This is a genomic window from Paenibacillus sp. FSL F4-0097 (genome assembly GCF_038593125.1).
Taxonomy (GTDB): domain Bacteria; phylum Bacillota; class Bacilli; order Paenibacillales; family Paenibacillaceae; genus Paenibacillus_AQ; species Paenibacillus_AQ odorifer.
The window spans coordinates 4786254-4807232 of the sequence record NZ_CP151965.1; the positions used below are offsets into that span (position 1 = coordinate 4786254).

20 protein-coding genes and 1 pseudogene are annotated in these 20979 nt (G+C 48.1%); 2 read left to right on the forward strand and 19 right to left on the reverse strand.

Going from position 1 to position 20979, the window contains the following annotated elements; genetic code table 11:
* Window positions 1-55: 55 nt before the first annotated feature.
* From MHH86_RS21535 to MHH86_RS21550, 4 genes are all read right to left on the reverse strand, one after another.
* A complete protein-coding gene (locus MHH86_RS21535) occupies window positions 56-715 on the reverse strand; it encodes a helix-turn-helix transcriptional regulator (RefSeq protein WP_036676012.1) in 660 nt (219 codons plus the stop codon).
* A 945-nt stretch (window positions 716-1660) separates the two neighbouring features.
* On the reverse strand, window positions 1661-1837 hold the full coding sequence (locus tag MHH86_RS21540) for an S-layer homology domain-containing protein (RefSeq protein ID WP_080742546.1): 177 nt from the start codon (window positions 1835-1837) through the stop codon (window positions 1661-1663).
* A 39-nt stretch (window positions 1838-1876) separates the two neighbouring features.
* Window positions 1877-2290, reverse strand: a complete 414-nt coding sequence (locus MHH86_RS21545) for a hypothetical protein (RefSeq protein ID WP_038572498.1) — start codon at window positions 2288-2290, stop codon at window positions 1877-1879.
* Between the two features lie 117 nt (window positions 2291-2407).
* Window positions 2408-3325 carry a LysR family transcriptional regulator gene (locus MHH86_RS21550; protein WP_038572500.1) on the reverse strand — a complete coding sequence of 306 codons (918 nt, stop codon included), beginning with the start codon at window positions 3323-3325 and terminating at the stop codon, window positions 2408-2410.
* Between the two features lie 164 nt (window positions 3326-3489).
* Here MHH86_RS21550 and MHH86_RS21555 point away from each other — a divergent pair, with 164 nt between their 5' ends.
* On the forward strand, window positions 3490-4239 hold the full coding sequence (locus tag MHH86_RS21555; protein WP_036676006.1) for an SDR family oxidoreductase: 750 nt from the start codon (window positions 3490-3492) through the stop codon (window positions 4237-4239).
* A gap of 79 nt (window positions 4240-4318) precedes the next feature.
* On the opposite strand, the gene MHH86_RS21560 is transcribed toward MHH86_RS21555, so the two are convergent.
* The 4 genes and pseudogenes from MHH86_RS21560 to mobB all read right to left on the reverse strand — a co-directional run bounded on the left by MHH86_RS21560 (window position 4319) and on the right by mobB (window position 6474).
* Entirely contained in the window at window positions 4319-4609 is a 291-nt protein-coding gene (locus MHH86_RS21560) for a MazG nucleotide pyrophosphohydrolase domain-containing protein (protein ID WP_036676004.1), read from the reverse strand.
* A 154-nt stretch (window positions 4610-4763) separates the two neighbouring features.
* Window positions 4764-5249: a molybdenum cofactor biosynthesis protein MoaE gene (locus tag MHH86_RS21565; protein WP_038574689.1), complete on the reverse strand. Its 486-nt coding sequence runs from the start codon at window positions 5247-5249 to the stop codon at window positions 4764-4766.
* Between the two features lie 252 nt (window positions 5250-5501).
* Window positions 5502-5819, reverse strand: a pseudogene (locus MHH86_RS21570) (NTP transferase domain-containing protein); the annotation flags it as partial.
* Window positions 5803-6474, reverse strand: coding sequence for a molybdopterin-guanine dinucleotide biosynthesis protein B (mobB, locus tag MHH86_RS21575; RefSeq protein WP_244886529.1), 672 nt, complete (start codon window positions 6472-6474; stop codon window positions 5803-5805). The pseudogene MHH86_RS21570 and the gene mobB, both read right to left, overlap by 17 nt.
* A 134-nt stretch (window positions 6475-6608) precedes the next feature.
* Between mobB and MHH86_RS21580 the strand changes: the two genes are divergently transcribed.
* Entirely contained in the window at window positions 6609-7322 is a 714-nt protein-coding gene (locus tag MHH86_RS21580; RefSeq protein WP_169744792.1) for a YwiC-like family protein, read from the forward strand.
* 191 nt (window positions 7323-7513) lie between these two features.
* Here the strand turns inward: MHH86_RS21580 and moaA are convergent, their stop codons facing one another.
* From moaA to MHH86_RS21635, 11 genes are all read right to left on the reverse strand, one after another.
* A complete protein-coding gene (moaA, locus tag MHH86_RS21585; RefSeq protein WP_036676001.1) occupies window positions 7514-8530 on the reverse strand; it encodes a GTP 3',8-cyclase MoaA in 1017 nt (338 codons plus the stop codon).
* Between the two features lie 25 nt (window positions 8531-8555).
* Window positions 8556-9806: a gephyrin-like molybdotransferase Glp gene (glp, locus tag MHH86_RS21590; RefSeq protein WP_036675999.1), complete on the reverse strand. Its 1251-nt coding sequence runs from the start codon at window positions 9804-9806 to the stop codon at window positions 8556-8558.
* A 42-nt stretch (window positions 9807-9848) separates the two neighbouring features.
* A complete protein-coding gene (locus MHH86_RS21595; RefSeq protein WP_036675998.1) occupies window positions 9849-11339 on the reverse strand; it encodes a nitrate/nitrite transporter in 1491 nt (496 codons plus the stop codon).
* A gap of 260 nt (window positions 11340-11599) precedes the next feature.
* Window positions 11600-12127: a hemerythrin domain-containing protein gene (locus MHH86_RS21600; RefSeq protein WP_038572503.1), complete on the reverse strand. Its 528-nt coding sequence runs from the start codon at window positions 12125-12127 to the stop codon at window positions 11600-11602.
* Between the two features lie 23 nt (window positions 12128-12150).
* Complete coding sequence (locus MHH86_RS21605) at window positions 12151-12798, reverse strand: response regulator transcription factor (RefSeq protein WP_036675996.1); 648 nt, start codon at window positions 12796-12798, stop codon at window positions 12151-12153.
* A gap of 7 nt (window positions 12799-12805) precedes the next feature.
* On the reverse strand, window positions 12806-13858 hold the full coding sequence (locus MHH86_RS21610) for a sensor histidine kinase (protein WP_244886365.1): 1053 nt from the start codon (window positions 13856-13858) through the stop codon (window positions 12806-12808).
* A gap of 11 nt (window positions 13859-13869) precedes the next feature.
* Entirely contained in the window at window positions 13870-14328 is a 459-nt protein-coding gene (locus tag MHH86_RS21615; RefSeq protein ID WP_036675992.1) for a GAF domain-containing protein, read from the reverse strand.
* A gap of 52 nt (window positions 14329-14380) precedes the next feature.
* The gene (gene narI / locus MHH86_RS21620; protein WP_036675990.1) at window positions 14381-15067 is read right to left on the reverse strand and encodes a respiratory nitrate reductase subunit gamma; all 687 of its coding nucleotides are present in this window, start codon (window positions 15065-15067) and stop codon (window positions 14381-14383) included.
* Entirely contained in the window at window positions 15064-15630 is a 567-nt protein-coding gene (narJ, locus tag MHH86_RS21625) for a nitrate reductase molybdenum cofactor assembly chaperone (RefSeq protein WP_036675989.1), read from the reverse strand. The genes narI and narJ overlap by 4 nt, the downstream gene beginning before the upstream one ends.
* Entirely contained in the window at window positions 15623-17194 is a 1572-nt protein-coding gene (narH, locus tag MHH86_RS21630; RefSeq protein ID WP_036675987.1) for a nitrate reductase subunit beta, read from the reverse strand. The genes narJ and narH overlap by 8 nt, the downstream gene beginning before the upstream one ends.
* Entirely contained in the window at window positions 17184-20858 is a 3675-nt protein-coding gene (locus MHH86_RS21635; protein WP_342479418.1) for a nitrate reductase subunit alpha, read from the reverse strand. Before MHH86_RS21635 ends, narH begins: the two co-directional genes overlap by 11 nt.
* Window positions 20859-20979: the final 121 nt, after the last annotated feature.

The following is a 20979-nucleotide window of genomic DNA, read 5'->3' on the forward strand; positions in this document are numbered from 1 at the left end:
CTGCAAGAAAGGGCAACATTCATTCATTTTTGAGATCATTAGCAAAAGGCATACATTATTTATAAGCACCCTTTATTTGTTGTACTTTAAACTGAGTAAATTCTTTAAGTGCTTGTATGACCTGATCCTGTTCCTCTTCCTTCAGTTCATAAACGCACTCCCGTAGCCACTCGCCAAATAGAAAGGCTTGACGCCCTTTACGGGGGCTCTTTCTTAAGGAGTCGAGGTTACCCTCAAACTTATCGTTCAGGACATCGGTCAGATTGTATTTCTCAATCTTCTCTATTACCATTCCTGCCCCATATTCCGTTTCGTAAACTATAACTTCATTCGAATCAAAGGAAACGTACGATGTTTCTTTCCCTTCCTTCGCTCTGAATTCCTTAAGCTTGTTAAAGGCTGTCTCGTAGATATAATCTTGAGACTGTTTGAGCTGTGGCAGCTCATATCCTTGCTTCAAGGTCTTGATATATTCAATATCTGGCATATAATCTGCCAAATGGTACATCCGATTCTTCAGATCCGTTCCAAGCGCTTCAATGATCTTGTCCAGATTGTCTTTAAGCGGAATGCTCTCTCCACGTTCGATTTTGCTGAGCTGTGAGTAACTTATACCGCTCTTTTCTTCCAGTCCTCTTAAGGTTAACCCTCTCGTCTTTCTGATGTGCCGAATGAAATTACCCAGCTCATCGGGATAGTTCTCAAAATCATTCATGGGAGTCACCTCCCTACTATCATAACACAACATAACAATTTGTGTTGGCTAATAACAATTATTCCTTGTTTTTACTTGCCTCTGAAGAGCAATTCCCAGTATTCCACGCCCAATATAACCCTATCTTTACAAAATACCGGAAAAAGACTCAGCGCTCGTCTGTAAGGATTTGGAATATGCTCGATACTCGCCTCAGTTTTACTATACGCTTAAACCCCATCTGTATTCTGCATCTTATCTTCCGTTTACTGACTCAGTTTACTTACTTTACTCATCTAGCTCACCTTCTCAACTTGCTCACTTTACTCACTTGACTTACCTAGCTCACTTGGCTCACATAGCTCACCTTACTCACCTTACTCACCTTACTCACCTTACTCACCTTATTAACTCAATTCTACTTCATCGGACCGAGGAGACCTTATTAAGCTGATTTCTGCCATTCTGCTCAGCTATCGGACTCAAATGCAGCTATTCATTAAAATATATTACGATTCCGTGCAAAAGTATGACAATAAGAGCTATGGAGTCCGAAAAATTGGAAAAATAGACCAAAAAGTTCAAATAGCGGCAATACAGTCCGTTACGATCCCAAACCATCGAGGCTATCTGTTAAAACAAACTTTCTTGATAAAAGTAGCTCGTCCGAGCCAAACTTACCAAGTGTGCGTCGCTGTTGGCGCACTTTAGCTTTAGCGTACCTCAGTGAGCGTACTTTAGCTTTAGCACACCTCAGCGAGCGTGCCTCAGCTTTATTGTACCTTAGCGAGCGTGCCTTAGTTCTCTGTTCTCCATATACACTTACCTTTTGTGTCACACCCTTATTTTTACTTTTACTCCGCTTCCCCCTCAGTGTATTCATGCGTGCGTATCCTGCGTATATCCCACTAATCCAATTATCAAAAAAACAGCCAGTCCCTATAAACCTGAGACTGGCCATAATCATTACTCCATAACACTCAGCAGGTTGAGGATCATCTGTGCACTTTCAGCACGTGTTCCGTTTTGGTCCGGTGCAAATTGCCCTTCAGCACGTCCTTGCATCAAACCAAGTCTGTACACTTCACTGATTGCCTCTTGAGCCCACTGTGGAGCAAGACCAATATCATTGAATGCCGAAATGTTACGGCTAGCTACAGATACACTACTCTTGGTGTAAGCTTAAAGTCCATTGGGAACACCCGTAGCAAAACCGGGGATTTCATAGAAATCACCGTTGATCCCTGCGATCACTCGGTTTCCAGGCGAATCCGCATACATGGCCATTTCGGTAACGCCCTTCATACCGTATACCTTTCCATCCTTCGTACCTGCCCGCAGCTCCAAATTTCCTTGTTGCGGGTTGAACTCCACTGCATGTATCTTTTGTAAACCACGTTCATTCTGGAGATCTATCCAGGTATACATCGCCCCGGGTGCAAGCTCTGTTTGGCGAACATCAATAACGGTTCCGTAATCTGTTGCTGGTAAATATAAATCAGAAATGGAAGCGCGAACAATTGCTCCCGGTTGTAACAACGAAATCAACAAAACAAAGATAATAACAACATTAATTTGCCTAAGATACCATCTCACTATGTTGACATCCTCCCCACTTGGCTGTCCTAATATCGATCTGAGCTTGGACAACATCATAGGGTTAATATTAACTAGGAAGCGTAAAGGTTAGATAAAATTTACCAAGGCATACTGTTAACTTCGTCTAATCATTTCATCAAATTCATGCTTTAGCCTGTTGATAAATCTCCGGGCGGTCTGGGAGGTCTGTTTTGAAGCAGAGACAATAGCTCCTGAATATTTCGCACGGGTATCTGGTGATCGTAACTCGATGGTTTTCATGAAGGCTGGAGAACCCTCTGATATTTTCAGAAACGAATAATCCAGACCAATTGTGATGGCCAGTCCTTCTGCAACTGCATTCTCAATCGCCCGTGTGTTGTTACTTACAAAAAGCAAATTGATCGGCCCATAGCCAGATAAATATCGCTCTACATAGTCCTTAATGTAAGAATCATCGTATAAAACCAACGTCTGCCCCACTAACTGAGCAGGTGTAAGGATGGAATTCAGGGCAAGCGGTGAGTGAGGATGTACACCGACTACAATCTTTCCTTCCACTAACCGTTCAAACTTAACCCCTTTATATTTGTCAGGCATTCCCTCCGGCGAGACCATAAGTCCAATGTCCATTTCATCCTGCAGTACATTATCCAGAATTTCTTTAGGTCCCTTTTCAAAAATCTCTATTTTCACATTTGGAAAATCTGCCTTAAAGCTAGAGATTACCTTCACCATCAAATGCATGGGTCCAGGTATCATAGCAATTTTCAAATGACCACTTAACGTATCGCTGTAAATCTGTGCTTCTTCTTTTAATTCATTTACTTTCATCAGGACTTCATTTGCTTTGCTAATAATGGCATTTCCTTCTGCTGTGGGAACCGCCTTTTGCCCGCGCGAACGGATGAACAAAGTAACTCCCAGCTCAGCCTCCAGCATGGTAATGGACTGGCTCATTGCGGATAGAGTGATATGACGATTCTGAGCTGCTTTGGTTAAAGAACCAATCTTTGCGACTTCTACGATATTCTCGCACTGCTCCAAATTCATTTGAATCACCCCTTAAGTTAATCTTTACTTAATAACTATTAAATTTACTTAAATTTTAATTAATTTAGACAAGTGCTACAATGTAAATAAGTTAGTAAGTAACCATTTTTACTATATCAACTTTCATTTCTAGTATAACTATATTTCTCGAGGGGGAAACTCAAATGACAGACAAAAGAGTAGCCGTAATAACAGGTGGAGCCAGTGGAATCGGGAAACAAACCGCCATTAAATTTGCAAGTAAAGGTGATCAAGTTGTCGTTGCCGATTTCAATCAACAATTAGGTGAAGAAACGGTAGCACAAATTATTAAAGATGGTGGCGAAGCTATTTTCGTCAAAACTGACGTCTCAAAATACGAAGAAGTTGAAGCACTCGTTCAGAAAACTGTAGATACTTATGGAAGAATTGACGTAATGTTCAACAATGCCGGCATCGGCCGCGTCACTCCTGTACTAGACCAAGACCTTAAGGATTATCATAGTGTCATTAATGTCAATCAGCATGGCGTAGCCCATGGGATTATCGCTGCTGGTAAAAAAATGCGTGAGCTCGGCATTAAAGGTGTGATCATCAATACAGCTTCTGTATTTGGATTCCTAGCTTCCCCAGGTACATTCGCATATCACGCTTCCAAAGGTGCGGTCATTATGATGACTAAATCCGCAGCACTAGAACTTTCCGTCCATGGTATCCGCGTGCTTGCCGTTGCTCCAGGCGCTGTGGATACGCCAATTATCCAAGGATATAAAGATCAAGGAATGGTCGACCAAATGAAGAGTAAAGTAATGGGTAACAAATTAACATTGCCTGAACAAGTTGCAGACACTGTATACTTGCTCTCCTTACCAGAAGCTAGTGCAATTAACGGTAGTGTTGTAATGGCTGATGAAGGTTATGCTTCATTTAAATAAAATTTCGGGTGAAAAAAATCCAAGGCTTCCCACAGGGGAGGTCCTTGGATTTTTTTTTATAGTATTCAATAGATACACCTTACTCCCAAGTCCTCTGTTCATTAATCTCCAGCTTACGTTTAAAAGCCTGCTCCAGATCAATGCCAAGTTTATTGGCCAGATCAAAAATATTCCACACCACATCGTACATCTCGTATCCCAAGTTTTCTTTCCGCTCTGCATCTGGATGAAAAGATACGGACAAAACTTCTTTGGACAACTCCCCAACCTCAGTCATTAAGTACAGCATTCTCTGCTCAATGGTGCTGGTATCAAACCCTTTGATTTCACTGAACTCCTTAACATACTGTTGAAACTCTGCTGCATTCATTTCCTTACGCCTCGCTTTTTGGGTAAAAATCCCTATGTTCTATTGCTGCCTTAGGTTTAGATGGCTTGAATTGATTAATATTATACTACAAGGCAATTCGAGCAGTACTCATTTATGTTCTTTGCTTCCTCCCCTGCTTCATTAATAGCCGCCTCTACTTCTTATCTTCTGCAGAAACATCCGGAAAAAATGGCCGCCCTTCCGGATAGGTTAATTGATTCAGCTGATCGCCAACCCATGCTTCGCCGTCTTCGCCCATTTCTTTTTTCCAAATAGGCACGATTTCTTTAATCCGGTCAATCACATATTCATTCGCTTCGTAAGCGGCCTTACGGTGCGGCGAGGATACAGCGATCACAACGGCGATATCAGTGATTTCAAGTTTTCCTATCCTATGGGTTACAGCAACCATAGTATTTGGCCAACGCTCATTCACTTCCTGCCCGATTCGTTCCAATTGCGCTACAGCCATGAGCGGATAAGCTTCATATTCAAGATATAATGTCCGCTTACCCTGCGTGAACTCCCGTACAGTGCCTAGGAATAAGGTAATCGCTCCCGCTTCTCTACGCAGGACTTTATCAGATACCTCCGCTGGTGTGATCGGTCCGTCTGTAATTTCAAATAATGAACTGCCCATGTGATCACTCCCTTTCGATAGATGCAGCAAATCCTTATATTGCTCAGGTGTATCTACATCTACAGTGAAATCCTCATATATACCAGCACCAGCAAGGTCGCCCTTATCTACCCCTAACCAATGCATCGAATCTAATAATCCTGATAGCTGGTACTGTCGTGTTTCCAGTCTATCAATGATACTTGGCAAAATCAGGTGCGGCCGATATACCCCATGGAGCATCTGATGCTTACCGTTAATGATGGGAAGAACAGCATCATAGTCGCCTTCCTTGAACCGGGTGAGCATCCACGAAGCTGCAGGGGCTGAAATATTAGGACTATCGCATCCGACAACCCAAGCATAATCCGTTTCCACCCTGACAAAAGCGGCATGAAACCCGCTTAAGGGTCCATGCCCTTCATAGATGTCCGGTAGAAAAATGAGACCGGATGGAAGACAATCCTCATACAGGGATGCATCTTTCGTAACAATAATGATCTTGGAGCAAAGGGTACGCATCTCCTTCACCTGTCTAACAATAAAATGCTCCCCGTGATAGGTCAGGAGCGCTTTATTCCGACCCTTCATCCGGGAATTCTGTCCCCCTGCCAGTATTATTCCAGTCAGCACAATGTGCACCTCCTGTAAGGGAATCTCCTTCTCTTATGTCAGGGATTCCTATATTAGATTGAAGCAGCGACAAAGCCAGGTTGAGGACCTCCTGATCTATAAGAGCTTGATCCCTTAAAAGTAGTACAGGGGTAGTATTCTTGCTTACCACAGACGTTACACTTTTCATATTAGCGTCCTCCTCCCAGCTTAACCACATATAAATATTCGTTGCTTGACTTCGCAGATTTATCATTTCATTTACATTGCGGATCAAGGCGATTTTGGGATAATCTGCAGATTTGAACCCTTCAGCAATCAGCAGATCAACCTTACCATACATAGACTGTACGATTTCTTCTAATGAAGTCTCGGACTTCCGCATTATTCTTGTAGCCTCAGACGATGTCAGTACGGTTTCAATCGCACCGTGCAGCAGATGCCTGCTGCTGTCTGTACCCGGATCATCTAATTGAAAATGGTGAGCATCGTGTTTAGCAGACCCGACGCGTATACCTTGAGTAGATAGAGCTCGAATTAAACGGCAGGCAAGTGTTGTTTTTCCGCTATTCTTGTACCCGACAATTTGTAATACAGGAACCGGACCCTGTACTGTTGCATGATGAGATTCCATACTCACGATGTTTACTCCTTTTCTTAAAATGATTAGTGCTTCAAATCACCCGGGTCCCCTCAAGGAAAAACGTATAGTTAAAGAGTATGGCATCCTCGCATGCCATGATATTTCAGGGTAGGAGGATGTTTACTATGAAGAAGTATATCCCTAACCAGCACGGCGCCTGGGCGATGCTCGTCCTTCCCTTTCTGTTCGGGGTAGCCGCATCCCAGGGGCAACCGATACATATTCCGCTGTTTGCTTGCTGGCTTCTGATCTATTTGTTCAGTTTTCCTTTACTGCAGGGGGTGAAGACAGGAAGATTTAAACGCTATGCCCAGCCCTTGAAGGTATATGGAATTCTGCTACTCCCTTTGATCGTCTATCTGGTAGTAGCCGAACCTAAGTTGTTATGGTTTGTTCTACCGCTCGTGCCTTTGTTCGCTGTAAATCTCTATTATGCAAAAACTAAAAATGAACGTGCCCTGCTCAATGACATCTCGGCCATTTTGGCATTTTGCCTGATCATTTATCCGGTCTTCTACGTCGGTCAGGGAGAAAGCTGGCGGACAGCGACCGAGTTGTTCCTGCTGGCTGTCCTGTACTTTGTCGGAACCGCTTTGTATGTCAAAACCATCATCCGCGAACGAAATAATATTAGCTTCTATTACGGATCTGTTCTATATCACCTGCTGGTTGCAGCAGCCGGGCTGTTCCTGTTTCCATCTCTGCTTGTTCCGCTGCTCATCCTGCTTGTGCGGGCAGCTGTCCTGCCAAAGACGGGCATCACAGTAAAACGTACCGGAATCATCGAAATTGGCTTCTCCTTTATGTTATATGTGTCTGTGCTCGTGTTGTACTTCTAGTATACAGTTGTAAAAAACCAGAAAGCTCATCTGCCGGTAATCCGGGTAGAGGAGCTTCCTTGTTGTTGCGTTAGTCTATTCTGCGATCATTTCCGGATTGCTCGATCCTGGAGGTACAGTAAGGATACATTGCTCAGCCAAATATGATCTGCCATCCGGCTCGATCAACAGCTGAAATTGCATTCTGCTCTTTAACCTCCAATATAGGACATGCCGATCTTTGTTCTGTTCTTCACGGTTTGTTCTGTCCGCTCATCGGAGTAACGGTCTGTCCGCTGCTCCCATACATCCCTAATGGCTAGCAGCAGGCTTTGGTCACTCGCCCCGCTGCGGAGCATTTCCCTGAGATCAAAACCGTCTGATGCGAACAGGCAAGTGTACAATTTGCCGTCGGAAGACAGCCGGGCACGTGTACAGGAAGAGCAGAACGATTCAGATACGGAAGTAATAAAACCGACCTCGGTGCAGCTACCCTTGTGCCGGTACCTTTTGGCTACCTCGCCAAAATAATTATGGTCCTGTGCTTCCAGTTCAAATGAGCCTTGGAGGCGCTCCAGTATTTCCCGTTTGGTTACAACCTTCTCATAGCTCCAGCCGTTATCGTTGCCGGCATCCATAAACTCGATGAACCGCAAAGTTATATTCTTATCCTTGAAATAGGCAGCCATCGGTACAATCTCCGATTCGTTCACACCTCTTTGTACCACCATGTTTACTTTGACCTCAAACCCGGCTTCTACGGCATGATCAATATGATGCAGAATTAATCCAGACGTAAAGCCCCGTCCGTTCATTTTTCCAAACCGCTTATGCTCCAAAGCATCCAAGCTGACGTTCAGTCTGCGGAGTCCTGCAGCATACAGTGGCGCTGCCTGCGCACCGAGCAGTACCCCATTCGTCGTCAGTCCCATATCTTTTACACCGCCGATAGCACGGATTCCCGCAACAAGCTCAGGCAGATTACGCCGCATAAGCGGCTCGCCACCGGTCAACCGGATTTTGCTTACTCCAAGGGATACGAACAGCTTCGTCAGCCGGCAGATTTCCTCAAAGGTTAACAGCTCGCTTGCGGGGAGGAATGCATAATCATCACCGAACACTTCCTTCGGCATGCAGTAGGAACAGCGGAAATTGCACCGGTCTGTTACCGAAATCCGCAAATCATGGATAGGCCGTCGCAATTGATCCTGTAGTGGATGTGCATTCATGACTCTTATCTCCCTTCCGGTAGGCTTACAGTACCCATTTATCCGTACCTTCTTCAACACCCAGAAGCAGTACATCAACAAGATCACCTGCGGCGTAACCTCTTGTCCCGCCCGGCAGCACAATCAGCGAATTCCCGCGTGCGATGGAAGATACGGCATTAGATTTATTGAAACCGGCAGGACGCACCGAGGTGCGGTCATGAACAGCCCGGATAAACCGGGTGAACGGATTGGCCTTTGGGTAATCCTCTGCCAGTACCGCCGTCGTGCGCGGCAGATAAATTTTATCCGCTCCCATCATTTTGAGCAGGGCGGGTCTAACAAACAGCTCGAAGCCTGTGAAGCAGGCAGAAGGATTGCCGGACAGTCCGAACAAGTACTTATCCCCGGCAACCGCAACTGTGGTCACGCTGCCCGGACGCATCGCCACCTTGTTGAACAGCACATCAGCCCCGAGACGGTTATATATTTCCGGCAGGTAGTCATAATCACCGACGGACACACCTCCCGTTGTGATCAGGCAGTCTGTTTCTGTCATTGCCTTCCGCACCGTCAGCAGGCATGCTTCCAGTTGGTCTGCGGCTGTATCATACATCCGGTAAGGAATACCCATCCGGGCGAGCTGGGCTGCGATCATCGGTCCGTTACTGTTGCGGATTTTGCCGGGTGCAAGCTGTGCTGTCACCTCCAGCAGTTCGGTTCCCGTAGACAATATCCCTACTACCGGCCGCTTACCGACCTGAACATACCCATAACCGAATGTAGCCAGCAGCGCTACAATCCCGGGATGAATGAAGCTGCCGGCCGGAACGATCATTTCTCCTGACCGCATATCTTCACCCTTCAGGGACAGATTCTCCTGTGGCGCAAAAGCTTTACGGATTGTAAACGTATGACCTGCTGCTGTGGCCTGTTCAAACATAACTACAGCATCCGCTCCTGCCGGCAGCGCCGCTCCCGTCATCAGACGGACAGCTTCGCATGGCCCAATTGCAATCTGAGATACTGCCCCTGCGCCGATATGATCTACTACAGTAAAGCTGATCCTGTTATTACCGGAAGCACCGGCAGAATCTGCCGAAGAAATTGCATATCCGTCATAGGGTGATCGGGTAAAATGCGGAACATCATGGGTTGCCGTCAGCGGCTCCGCCAGGATCCGTCCATAGCTTTCAGCAAGTGGAATCCTTTCTGTACCTATGCGACATGCTCTTTCAGTTACCCGGAATACAGCTTCGGCAACGGTAACCGGAGTTCTGGTCTTTTCCACCTTCATCTGCTCCTAACTTAGTGCCGTACTAAAAAACGGTTCATCCGGTTATTTCTCCGTAATATCGCTGAATGTGCCTACATACCGGACATCTTCGCCGGTCTCATCCTTTACAGCGCTGATATTCAGCCACTGCAAATACTCTTCCCCGCCCTTGCGCTTGTTCCAGATTTCACCCTGCCACATCCCCTTCTCCCTGACTTCGCTCCACATTAAGCGGTAGAACTCCTTGGATTGGCGGCCTGACTTCAGAATGCTGGGCTGTCTGCCAAGAACTTCGTCTTCCGTATAGCCGGTGAGCTTCGTGAACGCCGGATTGACGGTCTTGATCAGACCGGAGACATCCGTAACCAGAATCCCCTGTCCGGTAGAATTGAACACTTCAGAGGTAAGCGCAAGCCGGTCCTGAAAATAGATCCACACTACCAGCACCAGACTGGCCAGCGCTACCTGAGAGAGCAGCATGAACCCGATGGAATATTGCCCTGTAGCCGAATAAATCACCGACAGCATAATGGGAGGGAAAAAACCGCCCAGACCGCCCATCATCGATACGATCCCGTTGGCGACACCCGCCTGCTTATTGAAGTACAGTGGGACTAATTTGAATATGACTCCGTTACCGATTCCCGCGCTGAACGCAATAGCAAGGCAACCTACTGTATATAAGCCCATGTCAGGCATAAATGCCAGGATGATTGCTGCAACCGTATAAATACTGAATGTGCCGGTAAGCAGAAACAAAGGCTGGAACTTGTCGGCAAGCCAGCCGCCTATCGGCCGGAAGAAGGTCGCAACGGCAATGAAGCCGGCTGTGCGCATCCCGGCATCCACTTTTTCCAGACCGAAGTTCGAAACTAGAAAGTTCGGCAGATAAATAGTGAAGGCAACGAAGGAGCCAAAGGTTATGAAATAGAACAAGGAGAAAAGCCAGAGCTTTTCATTTTTGGACACGCCCTTGATCTGTTCAATAATCGGCGTTTTGAGTTTAGGCTCATGACGATCCCCAAAGAAGAAATTTAATGCGATAAATACCAGTAACAGGATAAGATACATTTTAACCGCGGGTGCCCAGCCAATCTGTGCTGCCACAATCGGAGCCGAGAAGGTAGTGACAGCTGTTCCGATATTCCCGATCCCGTAGATTCCGTTGACCAGACCATGCTTATCTTTAGGGAAATACTTCGGCAAAGAGGTTACACCTACCGAAAAAACGGCTCCGCCGATTCCCAGGAACAAACCTCCGATAATTAAATGAGTGACCGAGGATGCTTCACTGATGAAATATACCGGAAACAAAAGCAGGATAAAGCTGAACATAAAAATAATGCGTGCTCCCAGAATGTTTGCATAATAGCCTAAAGGAATCCTTAGAATAGAGCCGAGCACCACCGGAATAGCCGTGACCATCGCTAGCCGCCCCGGAGGAATGCTGATATCCTCGGAAATAAAGGGCATCAGGGAAGAGATGATCACCCACACCATGAATCCAGTAATCAAGTTTAATGTTTGTAGCGGCAATTGCATTTTTTTAATCATTCGACTCACCTTTTCGCCGTTTATTCTCTTGATTATTCATACCAATACTTCCTGTACTCATTGTATCCGCCGATCCCCCGGCTCAGATATAGGGGAGTCCCCTTTCCCTGACAGGGGAAACCCTAAAAATAAAATAACCCCACATAGTGGGGCCTTGCTCCAGAACTTATTCACTCCTATCACAAATGAAACATAATACCTTATCTACTCTCTTAATAAGACCCAAAAAGCCGCCCCAAGTAGGAGCAGCCTGTTCATTATCACGTAATGAGCGTATTCAATTGCTGGCTTAACCGTTCTTTGTCTTTCGCACTCAGCTGATGCTCGGCCATCGGGTAAATGACAGTCTCTTCTTTGACAAAGTGTACCGTCAGAACCTCAAAAGCCTCCCCTGCATCCTTAACAGCTGCGCGGATATCCTCAAGCGGCAGCATATCTATATTGCCCTCTGTGTAATGCAGGAAATGCCCTATATATCCGTCAATCTCGCGGTGCTCCTCCTGGATGCCGACCAGTGGTCCTTGTTCAAAGCCGATATAACTGCCAAGCAGCGGGAAAAAAAACGTTTCTTCCTTCACAGTATGCTTCTTCAACGGACCAGTAAACTCCAGAATCGCCTTACGCAGCTTATGCAGCTGTGTCCTAGATTCTTCCAGAACGGGCTGATCGTGTTCAAACCAGAGTACAAGGGCATGCCATTCTTCCATCAGAAATGATAAATAGCGGTGTTCATTCTCAAGAATACGCATGGCGGGCATCGTAAACTTGAGCCCTGTATTTTCCGGCATCCTGCTAACCCTCCATTTGCAAATCAGAAATCCAGCATTTTTTTCCTTAAAGCATACTCGACCAGCTCCGGTCTGCTTTTAAGGTTTAACTTCTCCATAATTTTCGCTTTGTGGGCTTCCACCGTTTTTACCGAAATAAACAGCTTCTCTGCGATTTCCTTGTTCCCGTATCCCTTGGCGATAAGCGGCAGGATCTCCAGTTCACGTTTGGACAACAGCTCAAACAGATCCTCTGTACCGCCGGATTTGTCCTGCTTAATAAATTCACGGACCAGTGAGGTCGCCATCTTAGGATGGATATAAGTGCCGCCTTCATAAATGGTCCGGATGGCCAGCAAAAGCTCCTCGTCCGGAGTGCTTTTGAGAACATAACCGGAGGCCCCGTTCTTCAATACATGAAAAAGATATTCATCATCGTCATGCATCGTCAGAATCAGGATTTTGGTATCGGGATAATCCTCTTTAATCTTCCCGGTTGCAACCAGCCCACTTTCGCCCGGAGGCATGCTTAAATCCATAATCAGAATATCCGGCCGGAATTTGGCAACCATTATATAAGCTTCCCTCCCGTCTGCCGCCGCTCCGATCACTTCTATGTCATCCTGAAAATTGAGAATCATGGAGAATCCGCTCCGTACGATCGCATGGTCGTCTGCAATGACGATCTTCATCAGAAGCTCATTCCTTTCCTCGGGATAATCCTACTGGCACCTGTAAAATAATGGTTGTGCCCCTACCTATCCCTGAATCTACGGTGAAGGTGCCACCCACCAGCTCCGCCCGTTCCTGCATGCCAAAAAGACCAAGTCCGGTTCCATTGGGTTCGTCTCCCTGAATGAAGCCTGTTCCCTCATCCTTAATCAGAAGCCGCAGCACGCCGTCATTTTCTGTAAGAGATACTTTGACGCTGTCTACCTGGGCATACTTCAGGGCGTTCAACACAGCTTCCTGGCATACACGGTACATGACGGTTTCAATCTCACTCTCATACCGTTTCTCCAAAAGCCGGGACTCATATTCAATTATAAGTCCGTAGCTTTGTTCCATCCGCTTGAAGTGTGACCGGAATGCAGCCTCCAGCCCGAAATCATCAAGTGCAGCCGGCCTGAGCTCCACGGAAAGGTTGCGGATATCATTCAGAAGTCTTGTCATGGATACTTCGGTCTGCTTCACCTTCTTCAGCAGCTGTTCATCAGCTGTCATATATTTGAGCACACGCAGATCAATCACGGCACTCATCAGCTCTTGGGCAACGCTGTCATGCAGTTCACGGGATATCCGCTTGCGTTCATTCTCCTGCGCCTCAATGATATGCTTCATCATCTTGTTCTGGTAGAACTTCTCTTGTGTCGTGAACTGTCTGCTCAGATCCCTGAGCATAAACACTCTGATACCATTCTCGTCATCTATCGTGTGAAAGGTGGCGGCATAAGGGACAATCCCCTTATCTTTCGTCTCCAGATAGACTTGATAAGAGGTAAATTCCTCTGAGTCCGGTGTATGAAAGTAACAATTAAGGCATGTGCGGAGCTCCGTCTCACTAGTGTATCCCCGGCAGGTCCCGCATAGTGCCTCCGGATTTCCCTGATACAACTGCTTCAGGATATCCTGGTCAACGATGTTCTCGGCAGCCGGATTCATCGCCAGGGCTTTCCCTTGCCGGTCAAAAAAGAACATCGCCTCCGAGCTGTTCTCGAACAGCTTCGTCATGAGCAGGCTCCGCAGATCCATTCCGGGTGTCATCAACTGAGCAACAATTCCTTCCCGTTCAAGTCTCCAATCCCCTTACGTGCTACCCTGTCCAGGTCTCTCAGCATTTCAGCGGTTACCTGCCGTTCACCCCTGAAACCGCCTAGAAGCACGCCTGCGACGCGGGCATCATTCCACACCGGTACAGCACCAATACTGTTCAAATTCTCCATCTTAGTAATGGGATAATTAAACAAGGTATCAGGCTTCACATCTGTCTGCACAGAAGGGATTAAGAACGGTTTTCCGGTCTTGAACACGATCCCTGCAATCCCTCTGCCGGATTGAAGTACAATCCGTTTGTAACGGTCATTAGTGTTCCCTGAGGCGTATTTCCACCGGATTACATAGTCATATTCCGCAGGTTCAGCAAGAGCCAGCGACATGAAGTCATATCCTAGAGCTGCGCGGATCCGGTCAAGTTCGATTTGATAATCCACCTTATTGTTCATCGTTTTCTCTCCTCGATTAGAACAGGAAAAGAAGTCCACGCAACTCTTTCCGTTAATTCGATTTATTTCTTCTGTATAGGATATAACTTCTGCCTATATAATTCAACGGAACACTCCATACATGGACCAACCGGGTGAACGGCCAAAAGGCAAAGATGGCAAACCCTGACAAGATGTGAAGCTTGAAGGAAAACGGCACATCACTCATCAGTGACGGGTCCGGACGGAACATGAACAGGCCGCGGAACCAGACAGAAATCGTATCGCGGTAGTCAAACTCAGGTTGTACGGCATTCGTTACAATGGTAGAGTACATCCCCATAAACACGATAAACAGGAGGAGTGAGTTGACTATCAGGTCCGATGCACTGCTGAGACGGCGGACATTCTTAAGCGTAAAGCGCCGCGAAGTCAGAATCAGCATCCCGAGCAGTGTGGCTGCACCGAAGATGCCCCCGATGTATACCGCGCCGATATGGTAAAGATGATCACTTACGCCGATGGATTCCAGCCATGATTTCGGAACAGCGAGCCCGCCAATATGGCCCAGGATAACCGGCATAATTCCGAGGTGGAACAGAATGCTGCCGAATTTCAGTTGTTTCTTTTCAATAAACTCACTTGATTTGGCCGTCCAGTTAAACTGATCCTTACGATAACGAAAAATATGTCCGCCGATAAAGATCACCATACACATGTAGGGAAAAATGACCCATAAAAACTGACCCAGCATATTCATTGACTCAGGGCCTCCTGTTCAGCACAAGCTTTTAATGTTTCGCGCAATCCCTTAACCAGATGGAAATAGGGACTTTCATTTCGTTCCAGAGCCTTGAGCAGATGATACGTACCATCCTCAAGAATCGCTATCAGCATCCGGAAATTCTCCGGCGCTCCCGGGACTTCCAACCACTGCGCGGCATATAGAAATTCACACATAAGCGGCAAATAATCAGGTAGTTCTTCCTCCGGCATTTCCAGACCGAACATTTCGTACAGAAGCTTCAACTTGGCGAGCATTTGCCCCCGTTCCTTGGCCTCCTCAAATTTGAAATAGGTCATATACAAGGCGCAGTCCTTCTGAAAATCAAATGTAGCGGCATAACTCTCCTGAATCTCATCCAGACTGAAGCTCTGCATTTGCTTCCAATAGGTATGCACATGGGCATAACCCGGATGAGTGCTGTCAAACGCCTCTTCCAGAAAAGCCGGATGAAAGTCCAGCTTCTCCGGGTACATGAGCTGCAGGGCGAAATAACCGAAGGATTCCTTGTAATCATGCAGTTTGATCAAATCAATCACGCCAAATCCCCCCGTAGAAATTCTCTTCATACATTTCCTTGCCGGTCTTCATCGTGTCGCCGGCAGAGCTGGCAGGTCCGCAGCCGTCACAACCGGAGCCGGAGCCCATATCGCCCATCCCGTTTCCGAAACCGGTCGAGCCCTGGGCACGGTAAGGGTTCATGTGCTGCTCCTTGTGGGAGGTTGGGATCACGAAACGGTCTTCATATTTGGCAATCGCGAGCAGCCGGTACATTTCCTCTGTCTGCTGTGCTGTCATACCGACACGTTCAAGACGGCTAGCGTCAAACCCTTGGCCTGAGGATTTAGCGCGCATGTAGGAGCGCATCATGGCCATCCGCTGCAGGGCTTCTTTGACGGTCTCCGTATCGCCTGCGGTCAGCATGTTCGCCAGATACTGGATCGGTGTGCGCATCTCTTCGATAGCCGGGAAAATCATATCGGGATTCTTCAGCGAATCTTTACCTTCAAAATAATTCATGATCGGGCTAAGCGGCGGCACATACCACACCATAGGCAGTGTGCGGTATTCCGGGTGAAGCGGGAAGGCAAGCTTGTGCTCAATCGCCAGCTTATAGACCGGTGAGTTCTGGGCTGCCTCCAGCCAATCCTCAGAGATACCATCTTTTCTCGCCTGGGCAATGACTTCCGGATCATGCGGATTCATGAACAGATCACATTGTGCTTTGTACAAATCTTTCTCGTCCGGGGTGGATGCGGCATCAAGAACCTTGTCGGCATCATACAGCAGAACCCCGAGATAGCGGATTCGGCCTGTACAGGTCTCGGAGCATACCGTAGGCAGTCCTGCTTCCACACGCGGGAAACAGAAGGTGCACTTCTCCGCTTTGTTGGTCTGCCAGTTGAAATACACTTTTTTATACGGACAGCCAGTCATGCAATATCTCCAGCCTCGGCAGGCTTCCTGGTCGACCAGAACAATCCCGTCTTCATCCCGTTTGTACATCGCACCTGAAGGGCAGGAGGCGACACAGCTTGGGTTGAGGCAGTGTTCACAGAGGCGCGGCAGATAGATCATAAACGATTTCTCGAAGTTGAATTTAATTTCTTCCTCGATCTTCTGGATATTCGGGTCAAGCGGGCCGGTTACATGCGCTCCCGCCAGATCATCCTCCCAGTTAGGCCCCCATTCCAGATCCATCTTCTCGCCTGTTACAGCAGAATGAGCCCGCGCCACCGGGGAATGCTTTTGCTCTCCTGCATTCGTCAGATGCTCATAATTGTAAGTCCACGGTTCATAATAATCCTTCATCTCCGGCATGTCGGGGTTGTAGAAGATTTTGCCGAGCGCAATCTTGGACAGCTTATTGCCGGATTTCAGCTCCAGCTTCCCCTTGCGCAGCTGCCAGCCGCCCTTGTAGAGCTCCTGGTCTTCCCAGCGTTTCGGATAACCAATCCCCGGTTTCGTTTCCACGTTATTGAACCACATATATTCCGCACCTTTACGGTTCGTCCAGGTCGTCTTGCAGGTCACGCTGCAGGTGTGGCAGCCGATGCATTTATCCAGATTCATTACCATTGCAACTTGCGCTTTAATTTTCAAGCCAGTTGACCTCCTTCATTTTGCGGACGGCTACGTAGACATCACGCTGGTTGCCGATCGGACCATAGTAGTTAAAACCGTAGCTGAGCTGTGCGTATCCGCCGACCATCTGGGTAGGCTTCAGATGAATCCGGGTAGGCGCATTGTGGCTTCCGCCGCGCGTATCCGTAATTTCAGAGCCCGGTACTTGAATGTGCTTGTCCTGGGCATGGTACATAAACATGGTGCCTCTCGGCATCCGGTGACTGACAACCGCGCGTGCAGTTACGACACCGTTACGGTTGTAGACTTCGAGCCAGTCATTATCCTCAATGTGATGTGCCGCAGCATCCTCATTATTGATCCACACGGTTGGACCGCCCCGGAACAACGTCAGCATGTGCTGGTTATCCTGATAGGTCGAATGGATATTCCATTTCCCGTGCGGTGTCAGATATCTCAGAACCAGAGAATCCTGTCCACCCTTCACTTCCTTGTCACGCGGCCCGAAGACCATCGGAGGCAACGTTGGCTTGTAAACCGGCAGCGCTTCGCCGAACTGCTGGAAGATTTCATGGTCAATGTAGAAATGCTGTCTTCCGGTCAGCGTCCGGAACGGAACGAGACGTTCAATGTTCGTGGTGAACGGTGAATAGCGCCGTCCCTGCTTGTTCGACCCGCTGAATACCGGTGTCGGAATGACTTCCCGCGGCTGTGCGGTGATGCTCTGGAACGTAATCTTTTCTGCGGCCCGGTCCGCCGAGATATCCCGCAGCTCTACTCCTGAATCCTTCTCCGCTGCAGCGTAAGCCTTCTGGGACACGCGCCCGTTGGTAGCCGAAGACAGGTGAAGAATCGTATCTGCGGCCTGGCGGGCAGTCTGCAGCTTCGGCAGTCCGTTTTTAATCGTTTCATCGAAATAAACACCGCTGAGCTTCTTCATTTCCTCATATTCTTCGGCGACAGAGAAGCTGATGCCGTGCGCGCCTGCTTTGCCGATTGCGAGGTTAGGTCCGAGTGAAATGTATTTGTCATGAATTTTAGTATAATCACGCTCTACAATAGTAAAGTTCGGCATTGTTTTGCCCGGGATAGCCGGAACTTCGCCTTTGGTCCAGTCTTTGACAAGACCCATCGGCTGTGAGATCTCGCTTACCGAATCATGGCCGAGCGGTGACATCACAACATCCTTATAAACGCCAGGCAGATGCGATTTTGCCATTTCGGAGAATACCTCAGCCAGCTGGCGGTAAATATCCCAATCCGACCGGGATTCCCACAGCGGGTTAACTGCCGGATTGAACGGATGAACAAACGGATGCATGTCAGTCGACGACAGATCTGTTTTCTCATACCAGGTTGCGGCCGGCAGCACGATATCTGCATAGAGGGGTGTTGTCGTCATCCGGAAATCCAGGGCAACCATCAGATCGAGCTTACCTTCGACATCCTCACGCCAGATAATCTCTTCCGGTTTCTGTTCTTCATTCGGCTCGGCCAGCAGACCGTCGGAAGCTCCGAGCAAATGCTTCATGAAGTATTCCTGCCCTTTGGCAGAGCTTGAAATCAGGTTCGAGCGCCAGATAAATAATGAACGGGGAAAGTTCTCCGGTGCGCCGGGATCTTCCACGGCAAACCGTGTTTTCCGTGATTTAATCTCTTCCACGGTGTGACTGATAATCTCGCTGTTAGTCTTCTTGCCTTGCTGTGCGGCTTCCTCGGCGAACAGAAGACTGTTCTTGTTGAATTGCGGGAAGGATGGCAGCCATCCGAGACGGGCAGCCAATACGTTATAGTCAGCCGGATGTTGGTAAGCTACATCCCCTCCAGTCGGCGATTTCAGTGAATCAGTGCCGCTCTCCTCATAACGCCATTGCTCTGTTGCGAAATAGAAGAACGAAGTCGCGTTCTGCTGACGTGCCGGACCCTGCCAGTCCTTGGCAAAAGCAACCGTTGACCAGCCTTCAATCGGACGGCATTTCTCCTGACCAACATAATGCGCCCAGCCGCCGCCGTTAACACCTTGGGAAGCGGTCAGCACCACTAGATTCAGAATGGAACGATAGATGGTATCGCTGTTGAACCAGTGATTAATCCCTGCGCCCATGATGATCATAGAGCGTCCACCCGTATCAATCGCATTCTGGGCAAATTCGCGGGCAATCTGAACTACGACACTCGCCTTTACCGTCGTAATCTTCTCTTGCCATGCCGGGGTGTAATAAGAGGATTGATCCTCATATCCCTTTGCGTTAAGCGGACTTTCTGTACGTGCGACGCCATACTGGCTCATCATCAGATCATAGACTGTGGCGGCATAACGTTCTGCACCGTCGGCAAGCCGTATTTTGCGGGCCGGAATCACCCGTCTGAAGGTGCCGTTGCCGGCATTATCGAAGTACGGGAACACGATTTCCGTCCACTCTTCTCCGTGGCCTTCGATGGTCAAGGCGGGTTCTACTTTACTGCCGTCTTCCCGCTCGAGGATCAGATTCCATTTCTTTCCTTCCTCCCAGCGCTGCCCCATGGTACCGTTCGGAACCATCATCTCACCAGCCACCTCGTCAAAGATTACCGGTTTCCAGTCTGAGTGCTGGGAGTTATCTCCAAGATCACTCGCCCGCAAGAAACGTCCGCCTTTAAGGGCATCCTCATGAGGGTCAAGCAGAATCAGGAAAGGCATATCTGTATATTGCTTCGCATAATTCAGGAACATCGGCTCCTGGCGTTCCTGGTAGAACTCTTGCAGGATGACATGCGTCATGGCCTGGGCAAGCGCAGCGTCCGACCCTGGATTCGGGGCCAGCCAGTTGTCGGCGAATTTGACGTTCTCTGCGAGATCCGGTGCCACCGACACGACTTTGGTTCCCTTATAGCGTACTTCAGTCATAAAGTGGGCATCCGGCGTCCGAGTTAGCGGTACGTTAGAGCCCCACATCATCAGGTAACCGGCGTTGTACCAATCCGAAGATTCTGGAACATCCGTCTGCTCGCCCCAAATTTGCGGGGAAGCCGGAGGAAGATCAGCATACCAGTCATAGAAACTGAGCATTTGACCGCCTAATAGTGATATGAATCGCGCCCCCGATGCGTAGCTGACCATGGACATGGCCGGAATCGGTGTGAAGCCGGCGATGCGGTCGGGACCGTATTTCCGGATCGTGTAGATCAGCTGGGCCGAGATCAGCCGCAGCGCGTCGTCCCAGGCTACACGTATATGTCCACCTTTACCGCGCGCCTTCTTGTACTGGCTAGCCTTCTCGGGGTCTTCAACAATACTGGCCCAGGCATCGATGTAATTGTCATGCTCCTTCAACGCCGTTTGCCACAGCCGCCACAGTTTCCCTCTGATATACGGGTATTTCACGCGCAATGGACTATATTCGTACCACGAGAAGGTAGCTCCGCGGGGACAACCGCGCGGTTCAAACTCCGGCATATCCGGTCCGCAGGAAGGATAATCGATCTGCTGATTTTCCCAAGTAATGATTCCGTTCTTCACAAACACCTTCCAGCTGCAGGAGCCTGTACAGTTGACTCCGTGAGTGGTACGCACTACTTTATCGTGAGACCAGCGCTGGCGGTACATATTCTCCCAATCTCTATTTTTCTCTTCAAGAATGGACCAGTTTCCGGAATAGCTTTCAACCGGTTTAAAAAAGTTAAGTCCGAATTTCTTCTTCATCGATCCAGAACACTCCCTTCAAAATTTATTCAATTAATACCATTATGGATCTACCCGGCCGTGCTTCCCATTAGGGAAACACCTATTGAACCTCGGGAATTCCCTCGATCTGAATAAAAAG

What these genes read in the sequence shown, in the direction of transcription:
- MHH86_RS21535 (WP_036676012.1), bottom strand. Translation starts at nt 715, where the DNA reads ATGAATGATTTTGAGAACTATCCCGATGAGCTGGGTAATTTCATTCGG.
- MHH86_RS21550 (WP_038572500.1), bottom strand. Translation starts at nt 3,325, where the DNA reads ATGAATTTGGAGCAGTGCGAGAATATCGTAGAAGTCGCAAAGATTGGT.
- MHH86_RS21555 (WP_036676006.1), top strand. Translation starts at nt 3,490, where the DNA reads ATGACAGACAAAAGAGTAGCCGTAATAACAGGTGGAGCCAGTGGAATC.
- MHH86_RS21560 (WP_036676004.1), bottom strand. Translation starts at nt 4,609, where the DNA reads ATGAATGCAGCAGAGTTTCAACAGTATGTTAAGGAGTTCAGTGAAATC.
- MHH86_RS21565 (WP_038574689.1), bottom strand. Translation starts at nt 5,249, where the DNA reads ATGGGCAGTTCATTATTTGAAATTACAGACGGACCGATCACACCAGCG.
- mobB (WP_244886529.1), bottom strand. Translation starts at nt 6,474, where the DNA reads ATGGAATCTCATCATGCAACAGTACAGGGTCCGGTTCCTGTATTACAA.
- MHH86_RS21580 (WP_169744792.1), top strand. Translation starts at nt 6,609, where the DNA reads ATGAAGAAGTATATCCCTAACCAGCACGGCGCCTGGGCGATGCTCGTC.
- moaA (WP_036676001.1), bottom strand. Translation starts at nt 8,530, where the DNA reads ATGAATGCACATCCACTACAGGATCAATTGCGACGGCCTATCCATGAT.
- glp (WP_036675999.1), bottom strand. Translation starts at nt 9,806, where the DNA reads ATGAAGGTGGAAAAGACCAGAACTCCGGTTACCGTTGCCGAAGCTGTA.
- MHH86_RS21595 (WP_036675998.1), bottom strand. Translation starts at nt 11,339, where the DNA reads ATGATTAAAAAAATGCAATTGCCGCTACAAACATTAAACTTGATTACT.
- MHH86_RS21600 (WP_038572503.1), bottom strand. Translation starts at nt 12,127, where the DNA reads ATGCCGGAAAATACAGGGCTCAAGTTTACGATGCCCGCCATGCGTATT.
- MHH86_RS21605 (WP_036675996.1), bottom strand. Translation starts at nt 12,798, where the DNA reads ATGAAGATCGTCATTGCAGACGACCATGCGATCGTACGGAGCGGATTC.
- MHH86_RS21610 (WP_244886365.1), bottom strand. Translation starts at nt 13,858, where the DNA reads ATGGATCTGCGGAGCCTGCTCATGACGAAGCTGTTCGAGAACAGCTCG.
- MHH86_RS21615 (WP_036675992.1), bottom strand. Translation starts at nt 14,328, where the DNA reads ATGAACAATAAGGTGGATTATCAAATCGAACTTGACCGGATCCGCGCA.
- narI (WP_036675990.1), bottom strand. Translation starts at nt 15,067, where the DNA reads ATGAATATGCTGGGTCAGTTTTTATGGGTCATTTTTCCCTACATGTGT.
- MHH86_RS21635 (WP_342479418.1), bottom strand. Translation starts at nt 20,858, where the DNA reads ATGAAGAAGAAATTCGGACTTAACTTTTTTAAACCGGTTGAAAGCTAT.